This is a genomic window from Veillonella orientalis (genome assembly GCF_018406505.1).
Lineage (GTDB): Bacteria > Bacillota > Negativicutes > Veillonellales > Veillonellaceae > Veillonella > Veillonella nakazawae.
The window spans coordinates 1,908,249-1,932,053 of record NZ_AP022322.1; the positions used below are offsets into that span (position 1 = coordinate 1,908,249).

The window sequence follows — 23,805 nt, forward strand, 5'->3', positions numbered from 1 at the left end:
CATAGGTCCTTTTTAAAATGTTAAAAGTACCACACCATAGGGTGCGGTACTTTTGTTTATTATATGTGATTATACGTCTTGAATAATCGGCAAGATCATAGGACGGCGGCGAGTTTTATCGTAGAAGAATTTACCCAACGCGTCGCGTACGTTTTGCTTAATAGTAGTCCAATCTTTGATGCGTTGCATTTCGCATTCTTCAAGAACTTGGTCTACGCGGTGTTCTGCAGCAATCATAAGTTCTTCTGCATCGCGTACGTATACGAAGCCACGAGATACGAGGTCTGGACCAGCTACGATTGTACCAGAAGCCTTATCCATCGCCATTACAACGATAACCATGCCTTCTTGTGCCAATTGTTGACGGTCACGGATAACGATGTTACCTACATCGCCAACGCCAAGGCCATCTACGAAGATAGCGCCAGCTTGTACACGGCCACCTTTACGGCCACCATCTTTATCAAATTCAAAGATTTGACCATTGTCGCCGATAAGGACTTTCTTAGGATCTACGCCCATAGCAACGCCAAGTTCACCATGACGGCGCAACATGCGGTACTCACCATGAACTGGAATGAAGTATTCTGGGCGAACAAGGTTAAGCATTGTTTTAAGCTCTTCTTGGCTCGCATGACCAGATACGTGGATACCACGATCTTTACCATATACAACGTGACAACCTAATCGGAGCAAGTTATCGATAGTTCTACCTACAGCACCTTCGTTACCTGGAATTGGTGTAGCAGAGATAATAACTGTATCATTCGGTGCCAACTCTACAGTGCGGTGGTTGCTTGTAGCCATACGGGACAAGCCTGCCATCGGTTCACCTTGAGAACCAGTTGTTAAGATCATAATTTGGTCATCTGTGTAGTTGTGCATTACATCTACGTCGATAATTGTATTTGGTGGAATGTTCAAGTAACCGCGTTCTTGAGCGATTTCTGTAACATTTACCATGCTGCGGCCCATAACGACAACCTTACGGTTGAACATAACTGCCGCATCAATAGCTTGTTGGATACGAGATACGTTAGATGCAAATGTAGCTAACACAACGCGCCCCTTTGCTTCTCCAACAGCTTGTTTAATAGCAGGACCTATGGAACTTTCAGAACCTGTAGTACCTGGTTTTTCAACGTTTGTAGAGTCGGACATCAAGGCCAATACACCTTTATTACCGAGCTCAGCAAATTTGTGCATATCCATCAAACGGCCATCAACTGGTGTTTGGTCGATTTTAAAGTCACCTGTATGAAGTACAGTGCCGATTGGCGTATCGAAGTACACAGCACAGGAGTCAGGGATGGAGTGGTTTGTTTGGATAAAACCAACCTTCACTTGACCAATTTGAACTTCATCGCCTGCAGCAATAGTACGAAGACATTTCGGAGATACCTTATGTTCTTTAAACTTGCCTTCAATCAAACCACAAACGAGATTTGTTGCATATACTGGGCAGTTAATTTCTTTCATAAGGTATGCCAAGGAACCAATATGGTCCTCGTGACCATGGGTAATTACGACAGCTTTCACGCGATCCTTATTCTCGATGATATAGCTCATATCAGGAATAACGATATCTACGCCAAGCATATCTTCGCTAGGGAACGCAAGACCAGAGTCGAGAACGATGATTTCGTCCTCATATTGGAAGATGGTCATGTTTTTACCGATTTCACCAAGACCGCCAAGAGGGATGATTTGGAATTTACCCTTATTAGCACCATTTGGTGTACGACCTACTAATTCCACAGGAGCCTCTTGATTGTTGCGGTTTGTGGAGCGATTATTTGGACGGTTGTTGTTACGGTTTTGACTATTGCGACCATTGTTAGAGCGCGTATTACGCGTATTTTCACTACGTTCACCACGTGGTGCACGAGTTTGACGAGGTTTACGTTCTGTACGTTCTTGACCTTCACCTTGCTCAGCATTGCGACGTGTATTTGTACGGCGTGGCGTATTAGTACGACCACCATTTGCATTTGTACGAGTATTTGTACGGCGTTGGCGTGTTGTGCCTTCACCTTCACCAGCTGCATGTTGACGAGTACGACCCTCGCCAGCAGGGCGGCGTGTATTAGTACGGCGGCGAGTCTGTTTATGTTCGCCTTCAGCCGCAGCTGTACGAGTAGCAGGTTTTGCTACTGTTGGTTCTGCTTTCACTTGTGCAGTAACCTGATTATCTGTTGTATTCACAGTTCCTCCTAAAATTTTGTTCATTATTTTATTTAACATAGTTTCTTTTCTCACCTATCACTTGAATTGATCTATGCTATGGAGGCCACACAAAGAAAAAGGCGCTAAAATACTAGCGTCTCGTCAAATAGGCGCAAAAATGCGCTATCAATTTTTGCCGTTCCTAGTGCTGTTGTGACCATTTGCCATAGCAAATGAGTATATTGCCATCATTAGACATGTCAGCCGCGACGGGTACGTTCTCTTCGTTCCAATCTAATGATCTTTACAATATAATCCGATCGATTTTGATGAAAGCCTCGCTTTCATACGCTATGTCTATTGTAACATAAAAATAGCGTTAACAAAAGAGGGTAGCCCCCATGTTAACGCTATTTAGATATATCATATTCTATTTATCATCATCTGGCATAGTTTTGTAAAACCCTTCGATACGCCACACACCATTCTCTTCAATGACAGAAATATAGCGCTTCATCGGCGTTGATTCTACAACACCGGCGCCAACCCTTGTGGTTTGTAGGCTTGCATCAAAGACAATGCGCTTCAAATCCCCTGTGCGACTCACCCTTGTAACACCTAGGGATACTACATCCACCTTTGGCGCTTGTTTCATAGATGCTAGCCATTTTTGTTTTTCTGTCGGGTTTGTACTAGCTTGGCTAATGATATAGGTGAAAGCCTTATCATAATCCTTGTTATTCAGGGCATCAAAATAATTTTGCACAGAAGCTCGCGCTGCTTCCGCACTGCCTTCACCAACGATAGAGTTTGTAAGCCATCCGTCAGGGAATACCTCATTAGCTGGGCCCATCGCACGTAAAGATGCGCCAAACACACAGATTACTATAACAAGTAATCCCACTAGAACACGTGTAGTTAAAGCACTACTCGTAGGAGATACCTTCATAATAGATGCCAAGCGCTTATCTATGACGATATGTTGCAATGCGCTGCCATATTGATTATCCTGTGGCTGTCCTTTTACACATAACAAACCTAATAAGATCAAAGGCCCTACAAAGGGAATAAGAAACAGCAACAATGTAGCACTGCTTTTACCTGTATCATGGAGGCGTCGTACAGATAACGCAGCCAAAGGCATCAAGGATACTAAGCTGAGTATGGCAACGATAAGACCTGCCAACCCGATTAGATACGGCCCCGTATGGAATATGGCGGTTAAGCCATAAAATACTGCTAGCAAGCCGACAATAGCAATATGCCACAACAATAGAAACTGGAAAAACTCTCTACGAGAGGCACGCCCATCCGTATCCATGAACTTTTTCCCCATTACATAGAGGAATGTATCCTTATAACTCATTTGGTAATGGGCGAAAGGATAGATTACATCGCCTTCTGGTGCGATACGCTCCACCTCTGTTGCCACTGTATACTGCCCACAGGTAGGGCAAAACATAGCCGCCTCATCACAATAATGACGGCAAGCATCACAATAACGTTTCATAAACTTCTCTCCAACACTCTCAATCTTTTATTATTTTAACTATCTCAATTACTTATTATTTTAATAATCTCAATCACCTATTATTTTAAATAGGTATCTACCGCCTCAGTAAATCCTTGTCGATATAGATTAGCTCCTCCGTTTGCAGGATGGCGCAAGCCAATAGCAGACAGGCCAAATTTAGCCATCGTATCAGCAGACTTTTGACCTACGGCGAGCATAAGAGGTTCTACACCACCTAACTCAAGATGTAAATCTAACAAGCGTTTTGTATAGTCCCAACCTAATTGTTGCTCTTTATCCGTAGGCGTGCGATTCGTCAGTGGATTTCCTTCCTTATGCGGGTGAAAAGGGAATATATTCCACAACAATGTGTCATAAGGATTGATACCCTTTTCAATAATAGCACTCCAAACAACAGTATCAGTAGGCTCGTTAAAGCCGTCCTTTTGCTGTGTTCCCTTCAACAGATGACTACTAGGAGAACTAGTTCGTTCTAAGCGAATAGGCGTTACATCCTTCGCACGAATGGTTTTATGCTTATCTAGTAACATTCTTTCACAAGTAATAGCAATACCTGTAAAGCGGCCCCCTTGATAGCCTACAGCCTCAGCCACCACAAAAACCTTAGCTCGACCTAAGCGCGGCAATAAATAAGCGACCAAATTATCTCGACGCACTCGGGCCGCATCAAAGCCCTTTGTGACAATCTCTAAATCAGGATTAACCTCACCCCAAGGATTATGGACAAGACTCCCCGAATACTGGGCGAGCCAATCTACAAAACCGCGCACCGTCTCTACGCGCTCTGTATCAAAGGACCCTATATATTCATCAAAAGACAAGGTCTTCTCTAACTCAAACAAAGACATACAGCCTCCAATTTAAATTTCATATGTTATTACCGATATATATCTACTATACATGATAATTACACGAATTGCATAAGAAATATATAGTTATATGTACTACAATCAAGATGTCACCACTCCGTTCTGGGGAAACAGGTACAGAAAGGAGGTGCAACAGTGAAAGATATTCTTATAATCCTTCTAGTTCCTATCGTGGTAAATGTGACCAGCTATCTCATTTGCAAGTGGTTAGATAGGAAATTTCATGGTGATTAACCCCGTTAGCTTAGACGACCATAAGCAATAAAAAACTCCCTCAAGTATTTCGCGGTTCTTGAGGGAGTTTTTTTGTGCTAACAGTGAATTCTTACAATCCTTCAGCTACTTATAGTATACATTATTTTAGAGTTTTGTCTATTATAAAACACCCAAGCAGAAAAGTTCTTGGGTGTTTCTTTTGAGATGTATATAACTGATATATAAAACTAAATATAGAACTCGATTTTGTCTTCTTTTGCGAGTTGGAATTGTTCGAAGATATGGTTACGTATATTAACAAAGTTCGGCGATGTACGGTCTGTTCGGTCGATGATGTTTACAGGGATGATAGTTTGTACACGACCTGGATTTGCCGCTAGTACTACGACGCGGTCCGCAAGGACTACGGCTTCTTCAATATCGTGGGTAACAAATACAACCGTCTTGCCTTCTTCGCGGCAGATACGAGAGATTTCGTCTTGCAAATTGATGCGTGTTAACGCATCAAGGGCGCCTAACGGCTCGTCCATAAAGATAATATCTGGATCTACCGCTAGTGCACGGGCAATGGATACACGTTGTTGCATGCCCCCAGATAACTCTGCTGGGTAGCGATTACGAGCGTGGTCAAGGCCTACCATTTTAACGTATTTATCGATGATAGCAGGACGCTCTTCTTTAGGCACCTTTTTACTTTCAAGGCCTAGCTCAATATTGCTTTCCACCGTACGCCATGGCAACAAGCCATAATTTTGGAATACCGTTACATATCTGAGTTGAGGCGCTTTCACCTCTTCACCGTCGATAGTAATGGAACCAGATGTAACGAGCTCAAAGCCCGCTATAGCGTTTAACAGCGTACTTTTACCGGAACCAGAAGGGCCTAAGAGGCAAATAAACTCGCCCTTTTCAATGTCTAGATTAATATCTTCAAGAATGGTGAGTGGTTCCCCATCTTTCATAAATTCCTTATGTGCATTGCGCACCGAAATGTAACCCATGAGGCCACCTCCTATTTCTCAATACCCCAACGTTTGTAAATCCATTTTTCGATGAGGGACACGCCCCAATCGAGTAAAAGCCCAACGAAACCGATGGTCAAAATAGCTACCATCAAGAGATCGTTACGCAAGTTATTTCTCATATCGATAATGAGGAAGCCAAGGCCTGTTTGGGAGCCTACCATTTCCCCTGTTACAAGGAATATCCACGCCGTACCGAGAGCGATGTGAAGACCCGATGCAATACCAGGGAATACGGCAGGCAACACGATTTTAAATAATAGTTCTGGCTGTTTAATACCAAAGTTGCGTGCTACCTTGATGTACACAGGGTCAATATTTTGAATAGCAGATACGGTGGACAATAGCACCGGGAAGAATGCTGCGATAAAGATGATAACGATAGCTGGTGCTTGGCCGATACCGAAGAAGAGAACGATAAAGGGTAACCACGCCACAGGAGAAATTGGTCGAATGACTTGAACGATTGGATTGATGTAGTTCCAAATCCCCTTATACCACCCCAAGATAAGGCCGAAGAATACGCCAGCCACAACGGAAATGATGTAACCGATAAAGAAACGCACTAAACTATCTGCAATATCTTTAAAAAGAACACCGTCGCCTATAAGTTCTCCAAATCCGAGTAATACCTTATATGGCGTTGGAAATAGCGCTTCATTAAAACCGCCGAGGCGAACGATCAACTCCCAAATTAGCCAAGCTGCGATAAACGAACCTGGCACATATGTATATTTCTTCATGGTCCCCCTCCTATGGTAACAATGATGTATCTACAAACTCTGAATAGGTCGGCACGTTTTTGATTAAATCAATATGTGTCATATGATGCACAAGCGCATTATAACGGTCCTCTGTAAGGGCTAAATCTTTAAACCCAATCACTTGTAAGGAACGTTCAATAATAGGATCTTTAAACTTTAAATATTTTAAGGCAATTTCTTTTTGGGACTCTGGATGCTCATCTAGGTATTTACCTGCATCGAGATAGGCTTTTGTGAAAGCTTTTGCCAAGTCATGATGTTCATCGACGAATTGACCATTAAACACGAGGGCACAGCAAATATTATCATGCCAGAGATGGTCAGGATCTTCGAAGACCTTCCCAGTTCCCATTTCAAGGGCTAGAGAGCCAAATGGTTCGGCTACACTATACCCAGCAATTTGACCTACCGATAGAGCAGATGGCATTTCTGGAGGGCTCATTTCTACGATTTGTACATCTTTTTCAGAAAGACCCGCTTCTTCAAGCATGCAATCCACGAGAACTTTTTGAGTTGATTGTTTATGAGGGATAGCAAAGGATTTGCCTTTTAAGTCTTGAACGGAGTTAATATCCTTATTGACGATGATAATATTACCCTCTGTATGACCAAGTGCAGCAGCACGAACATCAATGCCTTGTTCACGAGCCTTTACACCCAGTTCAACAAGAACAGCTGCGGCATCTACCTTACCAGTATTTAACGCATCCATAAGCTCTGGCCAAGACCCATATTTAACAAGCTCTACATGAACAGGACCATCTGCCGTTTCCAGCTCTTTTGTAGCAAATACTGGTAATGCATGAGTAATTGGTAAATAGGCTACGCGTACAGTCTTTAATTCTTGTGCCGTCTTTGGTTTATGGTATTCATGATAACCATAGGCTATGCAGCCAATAACCAAGAGAACCACTCCGATGATTAGATACCATGTCTTCTTCATAACTTCCCCTCTTTCTACCTCATAACAAGGGGCGATTTTGACACATGTCATTTTTCACACTTTTCTAAAACCTAGATGAAGTCTGGTTCTAGAATACCTTGTCTTCTAAACTTATTTATACCCTACTATATCAATATGTATTAATTATGTCAATAAAACACAGTAATATTGTAGGTATTATTATTTAGGTACGAAATACATCAATATAGACCAAATAAATCCAAATAAATATAGTAGTCTATCACTAAATCAGAACCACCCGTAAAACGGGTGGTTTGCTCACGGGCTATAAGCCCGTAGTACTAGGCCAGCGTCTAAAGGCGCTGGCTTTCACTACGTTCAAGCCGCATAGCCATTGACTCGTAACGCTCCCCTTAAAGGGGATATGTATTACTTGCTACCCTTAAAAGGGTCCTCATATTCTTTTACACTAAGTTTATCTTTCATCTGGTCATGTAACTCTTGCTCACGTATATATTTTTTTACGGTAGCTTCATTTAAACCTACCGTACTTACATAATATCCCTCGGACCAAAAGTGTCTATTTCCAAATTTATACTTTAAGTTTGCGTGTTTATCGAACATCATTAGTGCACTTTTACCCTTTAGATATCCCATAAAAGATGAAACTGATATTTTAGGTGGGATTAATACTAGCATATGCACATGATCTGCCATAAGCTCCCCCTCTATAATCTTGACGCCCTTATATTCACACAAACGTCTCAGTATTTCACGTAAACTATTTCTGTATTGATTATATATAACTTTACGTCTATACTTAGGTGTAAATACTATGTGGTATTTGCATAACCATTTTGTGTGCGCAAGGCTCTGTGTCTTTGTTGCCATATAAAATCACCTTTCTTTTGCATATAATGCGGCTTGAACACCTACATTATACTTAAGCAAGGTGATTTTTTTGTATAACTTTCGTTGCCGCACCCGCATAGCGGGTGGTTTAATGATTCGCGACTACGTCGCGAACCAGTCTAAAGACAATAACAAAAAAGCAGGTAGTATCCATTGGATACTACCTGCTACTAGCTTTACTATTTTCAGCTTTAATGTTTTTCACTTATTGTTAGATTGTATGTGAAGATTCACTTAAAACAGTGTCTTTTTATTTAGTATATATACTTCCGCTGTACCAGCTTCGCTAGACTCAGATACATTTGGATAGATAGTAGACTGACGGAAGTGCTTGATTTCACCTTTTGGAACGATGAGCATTAGAGGTTTACCAGAGGCGATTATCTTGTTAAATTCCTCTTCGTTAACTTGTTCCATAAGATATTTCTTTGACCACTCGGCACTGCGTTTTTTAATTTTATCTCGATCATCCCAGCGACTTTCATCACCGTTGATTTTAATAATCTTATGACCTGTATAGTATACAGCGGATGTACTGTACCCGTTGTAGTAATAGATATCCCCATCATAGGAGTCTACCACAGGTACTACATCGATATTACTACGCTGTTTTACAAATGGTTCTAACCCTTCTACCACAACAATGGAAGAAATAACCATCGTACCTAGGACAATGACACTAACAAGACGATACCCTTTTTTCGTATACCATGCGTGGAATAAAAGGATTACGGCTACAGCCGCCACAACATAGAGCAAGAAATAGAAACCCCATGGAGCGAAGAATGATCCCGCTACATAAGCAATCCATAAGAGTAAGGTAGGTCCCATAATGACCCATTTAACCGCTCTAGATTTACCTTTACGTATAATCTTCATAACGCCCATAGCGCCGATGGCACTAAAGGGAACTAAGCTCACGAATGTATATAAAGGATATTTTGTAGCCATTAAGGTGTAGAACAAAACGACCCCAACACCCCAAGTCATGTTATAGATAAAGGCTGTATGACGCTGTTTAAAACCATCAATCATACCGTAAATAACAGCACCAGTCCACGGCAAAGAAGCACCTAGGAAGATGGCGATATAATACCACCACACATTATCTTCAGGATGTTCAGATTGTGTGGCCCGTGTTACATTGTGAAGCCCTAAGAAGCCATTGATAAAATCTTGACCGTGAACGCTGTACATATACACATACCACGGCAAGCAGACTACACAAAAGGCAAGAATGCCACGCCAATCAAAGATAGCTTTCACCATCGACCAAGAACGATTGATACCGGCAAAAACGAGTAAAATCATCCCCGGCAAAACGAGTGCTACAGGCCCCTTTGTGAGCACCCCGAGGGCTGCAAAGATATAGGCCACAATCATAGCATGTGGTTTCTGTTCCACCATTCCCTTATAGGAATAAATCATGACCATGATCGTCGTATAAAGTAGCACCATGTCCGTAATAACGCCATGGGCTACGGTCCAGAACATGAGGGATGTACCAAGAACACCAGCCGCAATTAAGCCGAGGGCCCACTTGCCGCTCATAGTACGCGTCGATTGATACATAGTCGCTACAGATAAAGCGCCAAAGATAGCACTTGGTAAACGAACCACCCAATCGGCAATACCAAAGATTTTAAATCCAAGAGCAATGAGCCAATAAATCATAATCGGTTTATCGTACCAATAGGTTCCGTAAATTTGAGGCGACAACCAATCTCCGGAGAGAACCATTTCCTTAGCAGTTAAGGCATAGTTGGATTCCACAGGATCCGTAACAGGCAACATATTATTGCCAAACAGATAAAAAACAAGCCATACAATAAATACGACTGGCGTTAATCGTGAAAGTTTCATAAGGGCCTCCTTATCGGCGATTACGATAGTATTTAAAGCCCAATACAGCCGCTATAATAACGAATACAACAATCATAACAATCAAGAATTCATGATTGTATTGGATAAGATCCTTCCAATTTTCACCGAGTACTTTACCCAGGTAAACAAGAAGGATTGTCCAAGGAATCGTGCCTAGTACAGTCCAAATGACAAAATGCCACATTGGATAACGAGCCATGCCAGCTGGGAAAGAAATAAATGTACGAACACCTGGCAACAAACGGCCAAAGAACACCGCGGCACCACCGTATTTATTAAACATCTTTTCAGCTAGCTCAAATTTATGTTCATTAAAGAATATGTATTTACCGTATTTCAAAAGGAGTGGACGTCCGCCATACTCACCCATCCAGTAGGATACGATAGAGCCTACAATGCCTGCTAAAATACCTACAACCATAGTCGTATGTAAATCAAATACGCCCTGAGCAATCAGATATCCTGCAAAACCTAAGACGATTTCACTAGGAATAGGAATGTTAGCATTTTCCAAAACCATTGCAATAAACATGGCTGCATAGCCATACGTTTCCATGAACGAAATAATATATTCCACTGTTTTACCCCTTTTAAATCCCCATATGGGTCCATTATGCACAAATTTTTGGGCATAGTATTTTCATCATTACCATACCTATTCGGTATACCTTATATTTTACCATAATAAAAAGGCCCTCACCACAGGTGAAAGCCTTTTTACCATTTAACTGTATACGATTATTGCAATTCAGTAGTTTGAGTTGTTACTTCACGAGCCGTAGTAAATGCAGCAAGTTCTGCATCACCAGAACCAAGGATTACTTTGTTAGCTACTAGCGCATTAGCCGCTGTTTTAGCATCTTGTAAAGTAATTCCAGCACGAGGAGCACTAATTGTGACTGATGTGCTTTTACCACCGACCGTAGAAAATGTAAGATATACAACGCGTTTTTCCGCCATGTGGGCGCCTCCTTTCACGTTTCATAAACAAGTTCTCGAATTTAGATAGAATAGGATGATTTCTGTAACTCTGCAATTCTGTAATTACACAAATTACACTTAGATTAAATATATCTATCTACGATTCATATCAATAAGGATGGGAATGTGAGGGTTTGCAATCTTTATATCCTGTTACGACTATGGGAGGATATAAAAACTAGCAATAAGAATGTGTTTGGATCACTTAAAAAACGAATAGATAAGATTCAATTAATGTCCTAAGGATACTTCATTGACGCGGACCACGTCGGACAAGCTGTGGTCATACAAGGCTGCCAGCGCATTACCAACGGTTTTTATATTATCGTCGGACGCTTCTTCTGCAACACGTGTATAGGTTACGTCTTTGTACTTCGGCGCATCTTCGGTGCCGATGTTAAAACGCAACACCAATTTAGTGCGTTTAATGTTAGCCATCGTATCACCTCCTTTCACCCTCTTATATTCCTGAGGTCCTCCTTCGACAACCCCCTCTAAAGTAATTGCGGTAATCATTGTGAAAGTCAGAGAACAACAACTTTAAATCTATACTTCTTACAGTATTTATATAAATCTAACAAACAATATAGGAGCATACACGCTATAAACTTGTCATAAATACAGAAAAAGACCCTTACAAGTCATTAGCTATACAAATATAACTAACAACCGTAAAGGTCTACATAAGCCCATAAAAGGCAATGAAAATCTATAAAGTACCATAAACCATTATTAAGTTCTGTGCTCAATAGATAAATACTATTCAGTTTTCAAGGCTAGCATAAAGTCATGTGCTTTTACAGCTGCTTCAGTATCTACAAAGTGTAGCGGGTTTAATAAGCGACAGAATTTAAAGAGATATTCATGTTTACGTAAAATTTCTTTTACATGTAACACCGTATCGCGCGCCGTACGAGCCGAACTATAGCCATTCATCATAGCGTATAGGTAAGAAATCGGTAGATTATCTTCACGCAAATAGCTATGCACAAAGATGAGTAAATCCCAACCTTGCGGTGTAAATTCCGGCCAACGACGACCATTTTCCCAATCTAATAAAGTAACCTTATCAGTATCTGGATCATAGGTGATATCTCGCATGGCAGGACGGCCATGGGACAAACCATAGTCATGAAGTTGTCCCAATGTTTTACCAAAGCTATAGAAAATATGAGTGACCATATCTTGTAAGCTATCATCATCAGGATGTTGCGCTGGCAATTCACTATAATAGGTTAATGTTTTACCAGACCCTTCTGTAACGAAATAATGCTCTCTAAAACCAGCAATCACTGGCGCTACAGGCAACTGAGTATTTACGAAGGAAATTTTATAAAACTCATAATCAAAAGAAGCTCTAGGAGCTGGTTTAATCCAACTAGAGCGGTGATTACTGATATCTTGTTTTACATAATAGGTTTTATCATTAAACTCTACAGGAAAAACACGATGGTCTTTCTCTTCATCGATTATGCGATCAATATATTCTAATAACATATCATTCATTATAGCCTCCCTGTGTATAACACTCTACAACACTAGTGTCCCTCAGGCATATATTTCAAAAAAAATATAATATAACAATTTACCCTTCTATTGTTATATTCCTCGAAATATATAATATTAAATAATTTATGAGTAATAACATAGTAGCTATTACTCATTTAAGTGTATACAATTAATGTATTTATTATACTACAATTATCATCTCATATCAAAGAGAATTCACTTCACCAATATAGATAAACACTGTATTATCGGCAAACTCTTCATGTTAATCTCAAATAACTTACCTTGGTTTTAACCCACAAAAGAAAAACCCCCTAGCCTAAGCTAGGGGGTTCTTCTGGTAATTATGATAATAGGTTTAGATTTAAGACAATACGAGGACCAACTGAGGTCATGTCTAAATCAAACGAATTAACCAACGAATTTAGTCACTGCTGCAGTATCAGTTAAGTGACGTTTAGGCATGCCCATTTCTTCAGGGGAAATGCCAAGAGCAAGACCCACTAATTGGGACATGTGCAAGATTGGCATATCTTTGCCACCGCCAACAACTTCTTTTGCTTCTTTTTGGAACATATCAAGTTGCATTTGGCAAAGTGGGCAAGGAGTTACTACGCAATCCGCGCCTTCTGTAGCTGCATCTTTGTTGATGGAGCCAGTCATTTGCATTACGGAATCATGTGCAGGGTATACAGCATGGAAACCGCAGCAATCAAGTTTACGGGAGAAGTCGATTGGTGTAGCACCGATAGCAGAGATCAAATCTGCTAAGGATGTAGGCATTTGATAATCTTCGAAGCCCAATTCAGTTTGAGGACGAAGAATATGGCAACCATAGTATTCAGCTACACGTAAACCAGTTAAAGGTTTAACAACTTTAGCTTTCAATTTATCCAAACCGTAATCGCGGATCAATACCCATAAGAAATGAGTGATATCAGTTGTACCGCGGTATTGTTTACCGATTTGAGCTAATTTTTTGTTAACTTCGTTCTTTTCTTTTTCGTTTTTATCAAGCTCGTTTTTAGCTTCACGAAGCATCAAAGTACAAGTGTTACATACAGTTAAAAGGTTCAAACCTTTTTCTTCTGCCAATGCAATGTTACGAGCATTTGTAGCAAGTGTAATTTCTGGAGCGATGTCTTGAACGTGGGACGCGCCGCAGCAAGTCCAACCGTCAAGCTCTTCCAACTCGATGCCTAATTTTTTAGCTACAGCAACTGTTGCTAAGTAGTCTTCTTTGGCAGCGCTTTCAAGAACGCAACCTGGGAAAAATGCGTATTTCATTATTTGCTTACCTCCTCAGCTGCTTTCATAAGTCTGCGAACACCATCAATACCATTTACAGGTTTTTGAGGTACTACAAGTTCGAATGGATTGATTTTGCTGTGTTTCCACAAACGTAAAGCATAGAATGCTTGTTTAGCGGAATCAACAACACCATCAGATTTCAAGCTCATAGAAACTTCTTTCAAGCGACCAGTTTTGTAGAGATCGTCTTTGAAAGCAACTGCATGGCGAACGCCTTTGCTGTTAGTAAGACCAGCTTTTGTAGCTTCTTTACGCAAGTTGGAAATATCTTGAGCAGGTTTTAAGTGTTTAGGACAACGGGAGATACAGTTCATGCAGTGAACGCATTTCCAAAGACCGTTGTCGAATGCAGGTTGAATGTGAGCCATAGGTGCATCATCACGGCTATCCAATACGAAACGGTTAGCTTTTGTGAATACATATGGTTCTAAGAAGTCATCTTGACGTGCAGTCAATTTGTTACATTCAGATGCGCAGCAACCACAAAGGATACATTCTGTACCAGCAACGAATTTTTTGAAGTCAGCTGGAGTTTGGCGAACGATTTTGTCACCTTCGTTGAATTCTGCTTTAAGGAAGATCCAAGGAGCAACTGTTTTCAAACGATCAACTTTTGCTTCCCAGTCAACAACTAAGTCGCGGATAACGCGGAAGTTGCCGATAGGTGCAATTGTCAATTCATCAGTACCATAACGTTCTGTTAATTCGTCGATTTTAGCTTCGCAACCAAGCATTGCTTCGCCATTTACGCGAATGGAGCAAGCGCCGCAAACTGCGGAACGGCAAGCTGCCAAGAATGTTAAAGTTGGATCTTGAGTATCTTTAATTTTTTGAAGGCCCCAAAGAATTGTACGGTCAGCTTCATAGTCAAATTTGAAAGTCTGTACAAACGCGCGACCTTGTTGGTAACGGTGAATATGGTAGGTGATTTGTCTCATCTTAGTACTTCCTTTCTTGTGGTTCGTATTTAGTGAACACTACGTCGCGTTCAGTCAATTCGTACTCGCCGTTAGCACCCAATTTGATCAAAGAGTGTTTTAAGTATCTTTCATCATTACGTTTTGGATGGTCTTCACGGATATGAGCACCACGAGATTCACGACGGTGTAAAGCGCCCATAGCAATAGCTTTAGCTACTGTTAACATGGAACCGATTTCACAATAGTTAACGAATGCCATGTTGTAAGTACGTTCAGGGTCACCTACATAACAAGTTTTGTAATCTTCCATCAATTGATCGATTTCTTTTAATGCTTCAGTAATACCGTCTTCATTACGGAAGATACCTACTTTGTTCCACATTGCATCAGCCAATGCATCGCGGATTTCAACTACAGGACGACCGCCTTCACGAGTTGTTACTTCAGTGAATTTAGCTTCCCAAGCTTTTGCAGCTGCAGCTAATTCTGCATCTACGTTAGGTTGTTCATGTGTTTCAGCATAGTCAGCTGCGCCAGCACCGGATACTTTACCGAATACTACGCCGTCTGCCAAGGAGTTACCACCTAAACGGTTAGCCCCGTGGATGGAGATACAAGAAGCTTCGCCGGAGGAGAACAAACCAGGCAATTCACATGCACAAGTTTTGTAATCAACTACGTCGATACCGCCCATTGTATAGTGACATGTAGGACGAATAGGTACTGGTTGTACTAATGGATCGCAATGTTCGAAAGTCATAGCCAAGTCACGGATACCATGAAGTTTTTCAATGATAACTTCAGGACCTAAGTGACGAAGGTCAGCTACTACGTATGCATTAAGACCAGAACCGAAACCACGACCTGCAGCGATTTCATCTTCGATTGCTTTCGCTACAACGTCACGGGATGCTAATTCCATTTTATTAGGCGCATATTTTTTCATGAAACGTTCGCCTTCAGCGTTAAGAAGGTAACCACCTTCACCACGAACTGCTTCAGACATCAAGATACCAGTACGACCAAGACCAGTTGGATGGAATTGGATCATTTCCATATCTTTCAATGCATTACCAGCGCGGAATGCTGCTGCCATACCATCGCCTGTGGAAAGGAATGGGTTTGTAGTACGAGTCCAGAAAATACGACCTGCACCACCAGTAGACAAGATAACTGCTTTTGCTTTAATTTGTTCTACGCGACCTTCTTTCATGTTCCACACAACTGCGCCACCAACGTGACCGTTTGCGTCTTTAACAAGATCTAAAAGGTACCATTCTTGTAAGAAGTGTACGCCTTCTTTCAAGCATTGTTCATAAGTAGTGTGCAAAATTACGTGACCAGTTTTATCCGCAGAGTAGCAAGTACGTGGATAAGATTGACCACCGAAGTTACGTTGAGCAATTTTGTTTTGCTCTGTACGAGAGAATGGAGCACCCATGTGGTCCATTTCAAGTACGCCTTCTGGACAACGAGAGCAGAAGAATTCGATCGCATCTTGGTCACCAAGATAGTCAGAACCTTTTACTGTGTCGAAAGTATGAGTTTCAACTGTATCTTCAGCTGCAACGTTATTCAAACATGCATTTACACCGCCTTGCGCCATTGCTGTTGCAGAGCGAGTTGGGAAAATTTTAGTAATAAGAGCTACATTTAAGCCTTTGCGACGACCAACTTCAAGAGCCGCGCGTTGACCAGCGCCACCGCTACCTACTACTAGAACATCAAACTGTTCCATAATGACCTCCTCATAACTACCTATTAATAAGAAAATTTGTTAGACTATCTCATTTCAAAAACTTATAAAAATTTTTGATAACCTAATCATTTTTCTTTCAAGAAAAGCCCCATACTTATGCGACTTTTCTTATAGCTTTACATATAATTATAGAGAGCATTTGGTGTGATGTCTAAACCCTATTATGCATAATTAATTTTGATTAATCTAACTGATAATTTATTTCACTTAGTATTTTTCTTGTTTACTTATGAACATTTAAAATAGATTTATGAATATTTCATACAAGAAGTTAAGGATATTACGAAAGTAATTCGGTTCCGAAATTTTTGTATATTTTTATTTCTTACAAGACATCAACTAGCCTTATAAATACTGTGTTTATTCAACATCGAAATCATTCATAATAATTAATATCCGTTAAATTCCTACCAAAACTACCTCGAATTTAACCATCGAAAATCATTAAATTTCTACGACTATTATTGGTATTTATCTCTCTGATAATTATTATCACAAGTTTTTTTAGTGATTTCTTTCACACTCGCCAAAATCGGTAAAATAAGGTCTATCTATGCGCATACGGCAATCTTCGATATAGTTCATCTTCATTCATTAGCAGAATTCATTAAGTTTCAAGTTTTTCCCATCTTTTGGCTTTCAAAACATGAAGAAGACGCTTATAAACTCGCATATACATTCATCTTTTGCTCATTCCTGTTGTATAAGGTATGATAATAGATAAATAAGTTATATAATATTATATATATAGTCACCCTTATATGGTGTTGTAGCTTTCACCAAAAAGAAAGCTTATATATATAATGACTATATTAATGTAGTTGGAGAGCTATATTTTTAACTCATACATAAGGAGAACAGAGAATGAAAATTTTACTTGTAGAAGACGAAGAAATGCTGAATGGCATTACCGCCAAATATTTACGTGCAGAGAATATGACGGTTGATACATGCTTCAACGGTCAACAAGCGATTGATTATGTAAACACATCCAGCTATGACGTTATCGTTATGGATATCATGATGCCGATCCTCGATGGTATTAGTGCTCTTGCTCAAATGCGTAACGATGGCAATACAACACCTGTATTGCTTTTAACTGCAAAAGATTCCTTACAAGATAAAGTTACAGGTCTCAACACCGGTGCTGATGATTACCTTGTAAAACCATTTGATCTTGAAGAGTTAACCGCTCGTATCTATGCATTGGCTCGCCGTAACGCACGTCATGCACAAAATGATATCCATGTTGGTCCTCTTACTATCAATGTGCCTCAACGTACAGTTAAACGCGACGGCGAAACAATCACATTGACAGCAAAAGAATTCGACCTCTTATACTATTTAGCAAGTAACGAAAACATCGTATTATCCCGTCAACAAATTCTTGATCACGTTTGGGAATACGATTATGAAAGCTACTCTAATCTTATCGATGTATACATCAAAGATTTACGTAAAAAGATCGATACTGATGAGAATGTAAAACTCATTCAAACAGTTCGTGGAGTAGGGTATGTCCTCAAAACAGAAAACTAATGATCCTCACCGAGATCTAGACACCATGTCTGGGGCAGCTACCGATTTATTTAATCGGCTGCCCCTAACTTTTAAAATCATGTCTTGGTATACCATCTTTTTGCTTATCATTTTGATGGTTGCATCCGCATGGATTTATGCATATACGCACGAATCCGATAACAAAGAAGTTCGCGAGCGCTTACAGCAGCAAGCAATGATCATGGCTACGGATATTCGTAAATTTAAGCCGTACCAAGATAACACATTCTTCTTTGTATCAACCCAGGACGGCTATATTATTAAAGGTGCGCTACCAGATGGCTTCCCTAATCAAACAGTCCTATCCTTGGGGCAGGTTGGAGAAATCGCTGTTGGCGATGATACCTTCTACTACTACGATACACCGGTTAACGAACCAAATTATCGCGGTATTTTGCGCGCCGTTACAAAGGTAAAAACGGCCTCTAAAAAAACAGAAAACCTTTTATATAGTTTATTATTAGGTGATGTTATATTCTTGTTAATTTCATCATTAGGCGGTTATCTATTCATCAAGAAAGGTCTCAAGCCGGTCCGAACCTTGACGAAAACAGCTAAGGTTATCGGTAAGAATAACGACTTAAGTCGCCGTATTGATATTTCATCCCGTACAGCACGAGATGAAATATACGAGCTTACTACCACATTTAACCGCATGCTTTCAGGTCTTGAAGACTCCTCCAATCGGGAGAAGCAATTTAGTTCTGACGTATCCCACGAATTGCGCACACCGATTGCGGTTATTAAAGCGGAAAGTGAGTTTGCTTTAAAATACGGTCGTACGGAGGATGATTTACGTGAAGGTCTGACACATATCTTGGAACAAGCCAAGTTTATGACAAACCTCGTAAGCCAATTGCTCGATGTAGCACGCCTTGAAAATGCTCATGACCTTAACTTAGTGCCTGTAGATGTGTCGTTAATGTTAACGAACATGGTACATGACTATACACGGCTCTGTGCAGAAAATACAGAAAAAAAGATTTCCATCACATCCACCATTCAACCTAATATGCGTATCGTCGCTCATGAAGTATCCTTACGTCGTGCCATCACAAACTTAGTTGACAATGCTATCAAGTTTACGAACTCCACTATCGACATTTCAGCTAAGCTTGCAGGTGGTGAACTGATTATCACCGTAACAGATAACGGCATCGGTATCGAGCCGGAAAACCTCGAGCATATTTGGGATCGAATGTATCAAACAGAGCAATCTCGGAACAAGAAATCCAACCATGGTATTGGCCTTGGCCTGTACTTTGTAAACAAAGTTATTAACTTGCACCACGGCACAGTAACAGCCACCAGTGAACCTCAAGTAAAAACTACATTTACAGTTCGATTGCCATACAATAGAATTGAAGAATAAGCTAAAGCTTACATACATATAACAAAACGCTAGCACAGAGACATCGTCTCGTTGCTAGCGTTTTTTGTATTATATAGCGTTTTTTGTATTATGTAGCGTTTTTGTATTATGTAGCGTTTATAGTATTTAACCTTGAATGGTTTAGCCTATGAATTGTTGCCATAGCGGCATATAAACGTATTCCAGGAAGGTCCATACAACAAGACCCGCTACAGCACCAACGATGGCACCATTGATACGAATCCAGCTGAGGTCGTCCTCCACCTTAGATTCGATGAAGTAAATAAACTTCTCTGTACTAAGGCCGCCGAGCACTTGGCGTATGATGGTTTCAATGAGATCGTAGCCCTGTTCGAGGACATAGATGCCAATATTGTGCAATGTATCTTCTATACGGTTTCTCAAATCTTCGGATTGACCATATACGGTCCACAATTCAAGCGCAATATTCACGAGAACTTGTGCTGGTGTTTCCCCATTTTCATCCCCTACGAGTAACAATTCCTCTACATACGGGCATAAATGGTTTTCAATGACAGATTCCCAATCTTGTTCACGAATCCAACGTTCCCACGCTTCATCGAGAGCATTACAAACCTCGCGGTTTTCTTCAATATGGCGAATTGGATCTACCCATTGGCGAAGCCATGCAGTCCGTTCAGGACTATTTGGTCGTTTCCAGTTTTCAAGCATAGCATAAGCCTCTTGAACGATAGCCTGTGCCAACTCATGATAGTTCACCACATCGGTCGCTTCAGACATGGAGATGAGGAAATCGGACCAAAAGCCTTTTCTCTTTTTCTTATGGGCCTCTTCTGCTACAACCGCTGTAAGCCATGTCACCATAGCTGGATGGTTGATACGTTCTTGAATTACGTTCAATACCTGTACAACCATGCTTTCATAGCGATTATGTTCACATAAATCGAGCAATACGTGTTTTAATACAGGTACGAGGGAGTGTTTTTCTAGTAAACCGCGAATACGTTTTGCCCCCCATTGAGCCCATTCCTCGCTCGTTTGAGATTTCCATAATAGATGCAACCCTTGATGAATCACGAGACGCGCTGCCCGTTGCCCTTCTGGTGATAGCAAGAATTTTTCAAACAATGGAACAAATTCCACATTATTTAACAATACCTTGCAACGATCCTTGGTAAGCATCTTTGTCTCAACGAGCTTGATAACGCCGTTGATAAGGCGATCCTTATTTCGAGGAATTAACGCTGTATGATACGGGAACCCGAGCGGCTTACGGAACAAAGCAGTTACGGCAAACCAGTCGGCTACACTGCCGATGAGCGCAGACTGTACAGCCCAATAAAGCGGCTGATACCAGCTTTCATAGCCATAGAAAAATTGACCTATAAAAACAAAACAGTACAATACAGCAGTCAAACCAAGAATACCGTTTGCGCGCTGCCGCAAGGTGAGGGATTTCAAATACTGAATCATTTGAGCACCCCCTCTATCAAAAGGTATAAACCGTAGAATATACCACCTAAAACAGCCCCTACGAGTGAGCCGTTAATACGAACCATTTGAAGGTCATAGTACATCTTGCCGCGTACGATTTGGGTGATTTCCTCAGGTGAATAGCGAGATAGTTCCTGCCCTACCACCTTATCGATAAGAGGGTTCAATTTTTGTAACCACGGAATACTACGAAGCAAGAAGAACCGTTCAAAGGGCGCTTGCTTATCTGGGTTCAACAAGATTTCCGTACCGAGCACATTAAAGCGACCGATAATGATATCCATGAGGCGTTTCCAGTCCACAGTATCGCCGTCGATGAGCTTGCCTTCCCATTCTTCGAGAACCATTTTAATCCATTGATCTTTGTGCTCTTCGATAAATGCTTGCCACTCTGTATTAGTTTCCAAATTATTGAAGAAACGAATGGCTTGGCCCCATACGTAGCGACCTAGCGCAGAATCAATGGACTCATTTTCCTTGAGGAATTGAACGGCCTTTTTCTGCACCGTTTCCACCAATCGTTCTGGTGAAAGCCCATCACCGCCAAAGGCAATAGCCAATTCACGGAAGAAAGAGTCCTTCGTATAGGTTTTCATAATGTCTAGCATAACGCGGTACAAGTACGGATATACTTGATTAGATGCGATGACACGTTGACATGTACGGTTAAAGTAAAGCCAGAAAACACTTGCTGTTTGGAGCTCTAACATGCAGCGACCAAACAAGATAACGAGCGGTGTCGCCTTCCAATTGGTGACACCTTTGTAAATAGCCTTATTGATTTCCTGACGCATCGGCTCAATGTCCATATGAGACAAAACCTGATTACCTACACCATATAAAATATCGCGCATTTGGCCTTGCCCTACATCGCTCATGCCGTATTCGATGATACGGACCATAACGCGTTCTTTTTTTATGGCATAATACATCTGCGGCACGCGCAACAACTCTTCACTGAGCATGGTGCGCCCCATTTGAATAAGACGCTCCTTGCTACGCGGCAAGATGGCTGTCTTAAAGGGAATACCCAAAGGCTTCGTAAAGAGTGCCGTTACCGCATACCAGTCCGCCAAGCCACCGATCATAGCGGCCCCAGATACGTGCATGATAAATGCCCAAAACATATCTTGCCGTTGTGGATATGAAATTAAAAATATAATAGCCATGACAACTAATAGGGTAGTTGCCACTGGTTTAGTTTTCATCATCACTTGATCCTAACTTACTAAATTACGTATATAGACTCTCCCCATATAACGTAGTGACCATATAGGCCACGAACTTTCACATACTACAACTTGTGAAAGTATATTTAGAATGTGCATTCATCGCCATCTTTTTGAGGCTCCCATACAGGAACATCGCCAAAGAGTGCTTTAAAATACACGGATGGTGTCCATAGTGGACCATTTAGATGCATAGGAATAAAGGCTTTTTTTACCTCTACACGGCGCAAGAACTCAATACTGCCCCACTCCATAGCGTCTTCTAGACGATTATCTACCGGGAACATCGCCACGTCTACAGATAAGCCGTCTAATTCCTTAAACTCACGCCATGCCATGCGTTTTGCATCAGCATTATTCTCCGGAGTATCACCAAGCCAATGCCACCAGTTAAGGTCACCTGCATGGAAGATAGAATCAGAGTCGATGTCAGCCGTATTTGTCTTTACGTAGAAAGAACCGCCTTCATCGGTGCTACCATACATATGGATGCCTACATCATCTAATGTGGCATCTTGGCCAGGGCGCATAGTAATACATTTCTTTACCTTGCCCTCTAATGGCACATCTTGATGGCAAATATAACGAGTTTGAGGACCATCAAACTCTGTAATAGACGGATTAAAGTGATCACCGTGAGTATGACTCACAAAGAACCAAAGCTCACGACCGCGTTTCGCTAATTGCCAAACTATATTATTAGGATCTTTATAATAATCAAATACATAGCAACGCTTACCATCATCTACGAGGAAACCGCTATGCGCTAAAAACGTAACATGCAACATTATTATCAATACTCCTCATTTATTGAGAATTTATATCATTCGTATTGTTTATTATACCATATTTTTCTAAATACATGGCATAAACAAATGGCTATTTATAACATATATAAAGACCTTTTTATAGCCTTATCAAATATATTGACCCCCATCTGTATATCATAATAAGGGCAGAAATGCCGCTGCCGCTTCTTACATGCGGCCAGCGGCTTTCATATAATCAATATATTGGTTCCCCCATATTTCAAGAGATGCAAGAACAGTTTTGAATCCAGCTCCGACTTCCGTAAGGCTATATTCAACCTTTGGTGGAATGGTGCCGTATACTTCACGGTGCACAAGGCCATCATCCTCTAATTGACGTAACGCTCTAGTAAGTGTTGCTTGTGTAATTGGGTATAAGCGACGCTCTAATTCACGGAAACGCACTGGCCCTTCGGCTAATTCGTGCATGATCAACAAAGACCATTTGCCGGCTAATAACTTTTGACTCGTTGCAAAAGGACAGCGGCCCACTAAATCATGAACATTTACGAGTTGCTCTGCCATTGTAATTCTCCTTCTCTATATAGCTTAAGTAGCTCGTTATAACAAGGCTAAACCTCTATAGCTAAGCTCAACTATGTATAGCT

At 40.9% G+C, this 23,805-nt stretch carries 21 protein-coding genes; 2 read left to right on the forward strand and 19 right to left on the reverse strand.

The annotated features are described in order from the left end of the window. Window positions 1-69: 69 nt before the first annotated feature. From VEIS1202513_RS08820 to VEIS1202513_RS08890, 15 genes are all read right to left on the reverse strand, one after another. Complete coding sequence (locus tag VEIS1202513_RS08820) at window positions 70-2,205, reverse strand: ribonuclease J (protein ID WP_244856258.1); 2,136 nt, start codon at window positions 2,203-2,205, stop codon at window positions 70-72. A 391-nt stretch (window positions 2,206-2,596) separates the two neighbouring features. Further along, the gene (locus VEIS1202513_RS08825; RefSeq protein ID WP_213467337.1) at window positions 2,597-3,676 is read right to left on the reverse strand and encodes a DUF805 domain-containing protein; all 1,080 of its coding nucleotides are present in this window, start codon (window positions 3,674-3,676) and stop codon (window positions 2,597-2,599) included. An 80-nt stretch (window positions 3,677-3,756) separates the two neighbouring features. Further along, complete coding sequence (locus VEIS1202513_RS08830) at window positions 3,757-4,548, reverse strand: uracil-DNA glycosylase (protein ID WP_213467338.1); 792 nt, start codon at window positions 4,546-4,548, stop codon at window positions 3,757-3,759. A 464-nt stretch (window positions 4,549-5,012) separates the two neighbouring features. Further along, window positions 5,013-5,786, reverse strand: a complete 774-nt coding sequence (locus tag VEIS1202513_RS08835; protein WP_105081743.1) for an ABC transporter ATP-binding protein — start codon at window positions 5,784-5,786, stop codon at window positions 5,013-5,015. Between the two features lie 11 nt (window positions 5,787-5,797). Next, window positions 5,798-6,550, reverse strand: a complete 753-nt coding sequence (locus tag VEIS1202513_RS08840) for an ABC transporter permease (RefSeq protein ID WP_038122972.1) — start codon at window positions 6,548-6,550, stop codon at window positions 5,798-5,800. Between the two features lie 10 nt (window positions 6,551-6,560). Beyond that, on the reverse strand, window positions 6,561-7,514 hold the full coding sequence (locus tag VEIS1202513_RS08845) for an ABC transporter substrate-binding protein (RefSeq protein WP_213467339.1): 954 nt from the start codon (window positions 7,512-7,514) through the stop codon (window positions 6,561-6,563). 390 nt (window positions 7,515-7,904) lie between these two features. Continuing rightward, window positions 7,905-8,366, reverse strand: a complete 462-nt coding sequence (tnpA, locus tag VEIS1202513_RS08850) for an IS200/IS605 family transposase (RefSeq protein ID WP_005380067.1) — start codon at window positions 8,364-8,366, stop codon at window positions 7,905-7,907. Between the two features lie 255 nt (window positions 8,367-8,621). Beyond that, the gene (locus VEIS1202513_RS08855) at window positions 8,622-10,250 is read right to left on the reverse strand and encodes an ArnT family glycosyltransferase (RefSeq protein ID WP_213467340.1); all 1,629 of its coding nucleotides are present in this window, start codon (window positions 10,248-10,250) and stop codon (window positions 8,622-8,624) included. Between the two features lie 10 nt (window positions 10,251-10,260). Further along, complete coding sequence (locus VEIS1202513_RS08860; RefSeq protein WP_213467341.1) at window positions 10,261-10,848, reverse strand: DedA family protein; 588 nt, start codon at window positions 10,846-10,848, stop codon at window positions 10,261-10,263. Between the two features lie 161 nt (window positions 10,849-11,009). Beyond that, window positions 11,010-11,231, reverse strand: a complete 222-nt coding sequence (locus tag VEIS1202513_RS08865) for a DUF2922 domain-containing protein (RefSeq protein ID WP_009352278.1) — start codon at window positions 11,229-11,231, stop codon at window positions 11,010-11,012. 252 nt (window positions 11,232-11,483) lie between these two features. Further along, window positions 11,484-11,690: a DUF1659 domain-containing protein gene (locus VEIS1202513_RS08870; protein WP_105093692.1), complete on the reverse strand. Its 207-nt coding sequence runs from the start codon at window positions 11,688-11,690 to the stop codon at window positions 11,484-11,486. Between the two features lie 321 nt (window positions 11,691-12,011). Beyond that, window positions 12,012-12,758: a BUD32 family EKC/KEOPS complex subunit gene (locus VEIS1202513_RS08875; RefSeq protein ID WP_213467342.1), complete on the reverse strand. Its 747-nt coding sequence runs from the start codon at window positions 12,756-12,758 to the stop codon at window positions 12,012-12,014. A 414-nt stretch (window positions 12,759-13,172) separates the two neighbouring features. Beyond that, entirely contained in the window at window positions 13,173-14,048 is an 876-nt protein-coding gene (locus VEIS1202513_RS08880) for a CoB--CoM heterodisulfide reductase iron-sulfur subunit B family protein (RefSeq protein WP_060923769.1), read from the reverse strand. After that, the gene (locus VEIS1202513_RS08885) at window positions 14,048-15,010 is read right to left on the reverse strand and encodes a succinate dehydrogenase/fumarate reductase iron-sulfur subunit (RefSeq protein WP_005385096.1); all 963 of its coding nucleotides are present in this window, start codon (window positions 15,008-15,010) and stop codon (window positions 14,048-14,050) included. The genes VEIS1202513_RS08880 and VEIS1202513_RS08885 overlap by 1 nt, the downstream gene beginning before the upstream one ends. Before the next feature lies 1 nt (window position 15,011). Beyond that, complete coding sequence (locus VEIS1202513_RS08890) at window positions 15,012-16,730, reverse strand: FAD-binding protein (RefSeq protein WP_156719811.1); 1,719 nt, start codon at window positions 16,728-16,730, stop codon at window positions 15,012-15,014. An 885-nt stretch (window positions 16,731-17,615) separates the two neighbouring features. On the opposite strand from VEIS1202513_RS08890, the gene VEIS1202513_RS08895 reads away from it, so the two are divergent. Further along, on the forward strand, window positions 17,616-18,290 hold the full coding sequence (locus tag VEIS1202513_RS08895; protein ID WP_024066445.1) for a response regulator transcription factor: 675 nt from the start codon (window positions 17,616-17,618) through the stop codon (window positions 18,288-18,290). Beyond that, the gene (locus VEIS1202513_RS08900) at window positions 18,268-19,683 is read left to right on the forward strand and encodes a sensor histidine kinase (protein ID WP_213467343.1); all 1,416 of its coding nucleotides are present in this window, start codon (window positions 18,268-18,270) and stop codon (window positions 19,681-19,683) included. The genes VEIS1202513_RS08895 and VEIS1202513_RS08900 overlap by 23 nt, the downstream gene beginning before the upstream one ends. Before the next feature lie 141 nt (window positions 19,684-19,824). Here the strand turns inward: VEIS1202513_RS08900 and VEIS1202513_RS08905 are convergent, their stop codons facing one another. The 4 genes from VEIS1202513_RS08905 to VEIS1202513_RS08920 form a co-directional block, all read right to left on the reverse strand. Then, complete coding sequence (locus tag VEIS1202513_RS08905) at window positions 19,825-21,138, reverse strand: DUF445 domain-containing protein (protein WP_213467344.1); 1,314 nt, start codon at window positions 21,136-21,138, stop codon at window positions 19,825-19,827. Next, complete coding sequence (locus VEIS1202513_RS08910; protein WP_213467345.1) at window positions 21,135-22,370, reverse strand: DUF445 family protein; 1,236 nt, start codon at window positions 22,368-22,370, stop codon at window positions 21,135-21,137. Before VEIS1202513_RS08910 ends, VEIS1202513_RS08905 begins: the two co-directional genes overlap by 4 nt. Before the next feature lie 104 nt (window positions 22,371-22,474). Then, the gene (locus VEIS1202513_RS08915) at window positions 22,475-23,176 is read right to left on the reverse strand and encodes an MBL fold metallo-hydrolase (RefSeq protein WP_156719904.1); all 702 of its coding nucleotides are present in this window, start codon (window positions 23,174-23,176) and stop codon (window positions 22,475-22,477) included. A 189-nt stretch (window positions 23,177-23,365) separates the two neighbouring features. Next, entirely contained in the window at window positions 23,366-23,722 is a 357-nt protein-coding gene (locus tag VEIS1202513_RS08920) for a winged helix-turn-helix transcriptional regulator (protein WP_060923763.1), read from the reverse strand. Window positions 23,723-23,805: the final 83 nt, after the last annotated feature.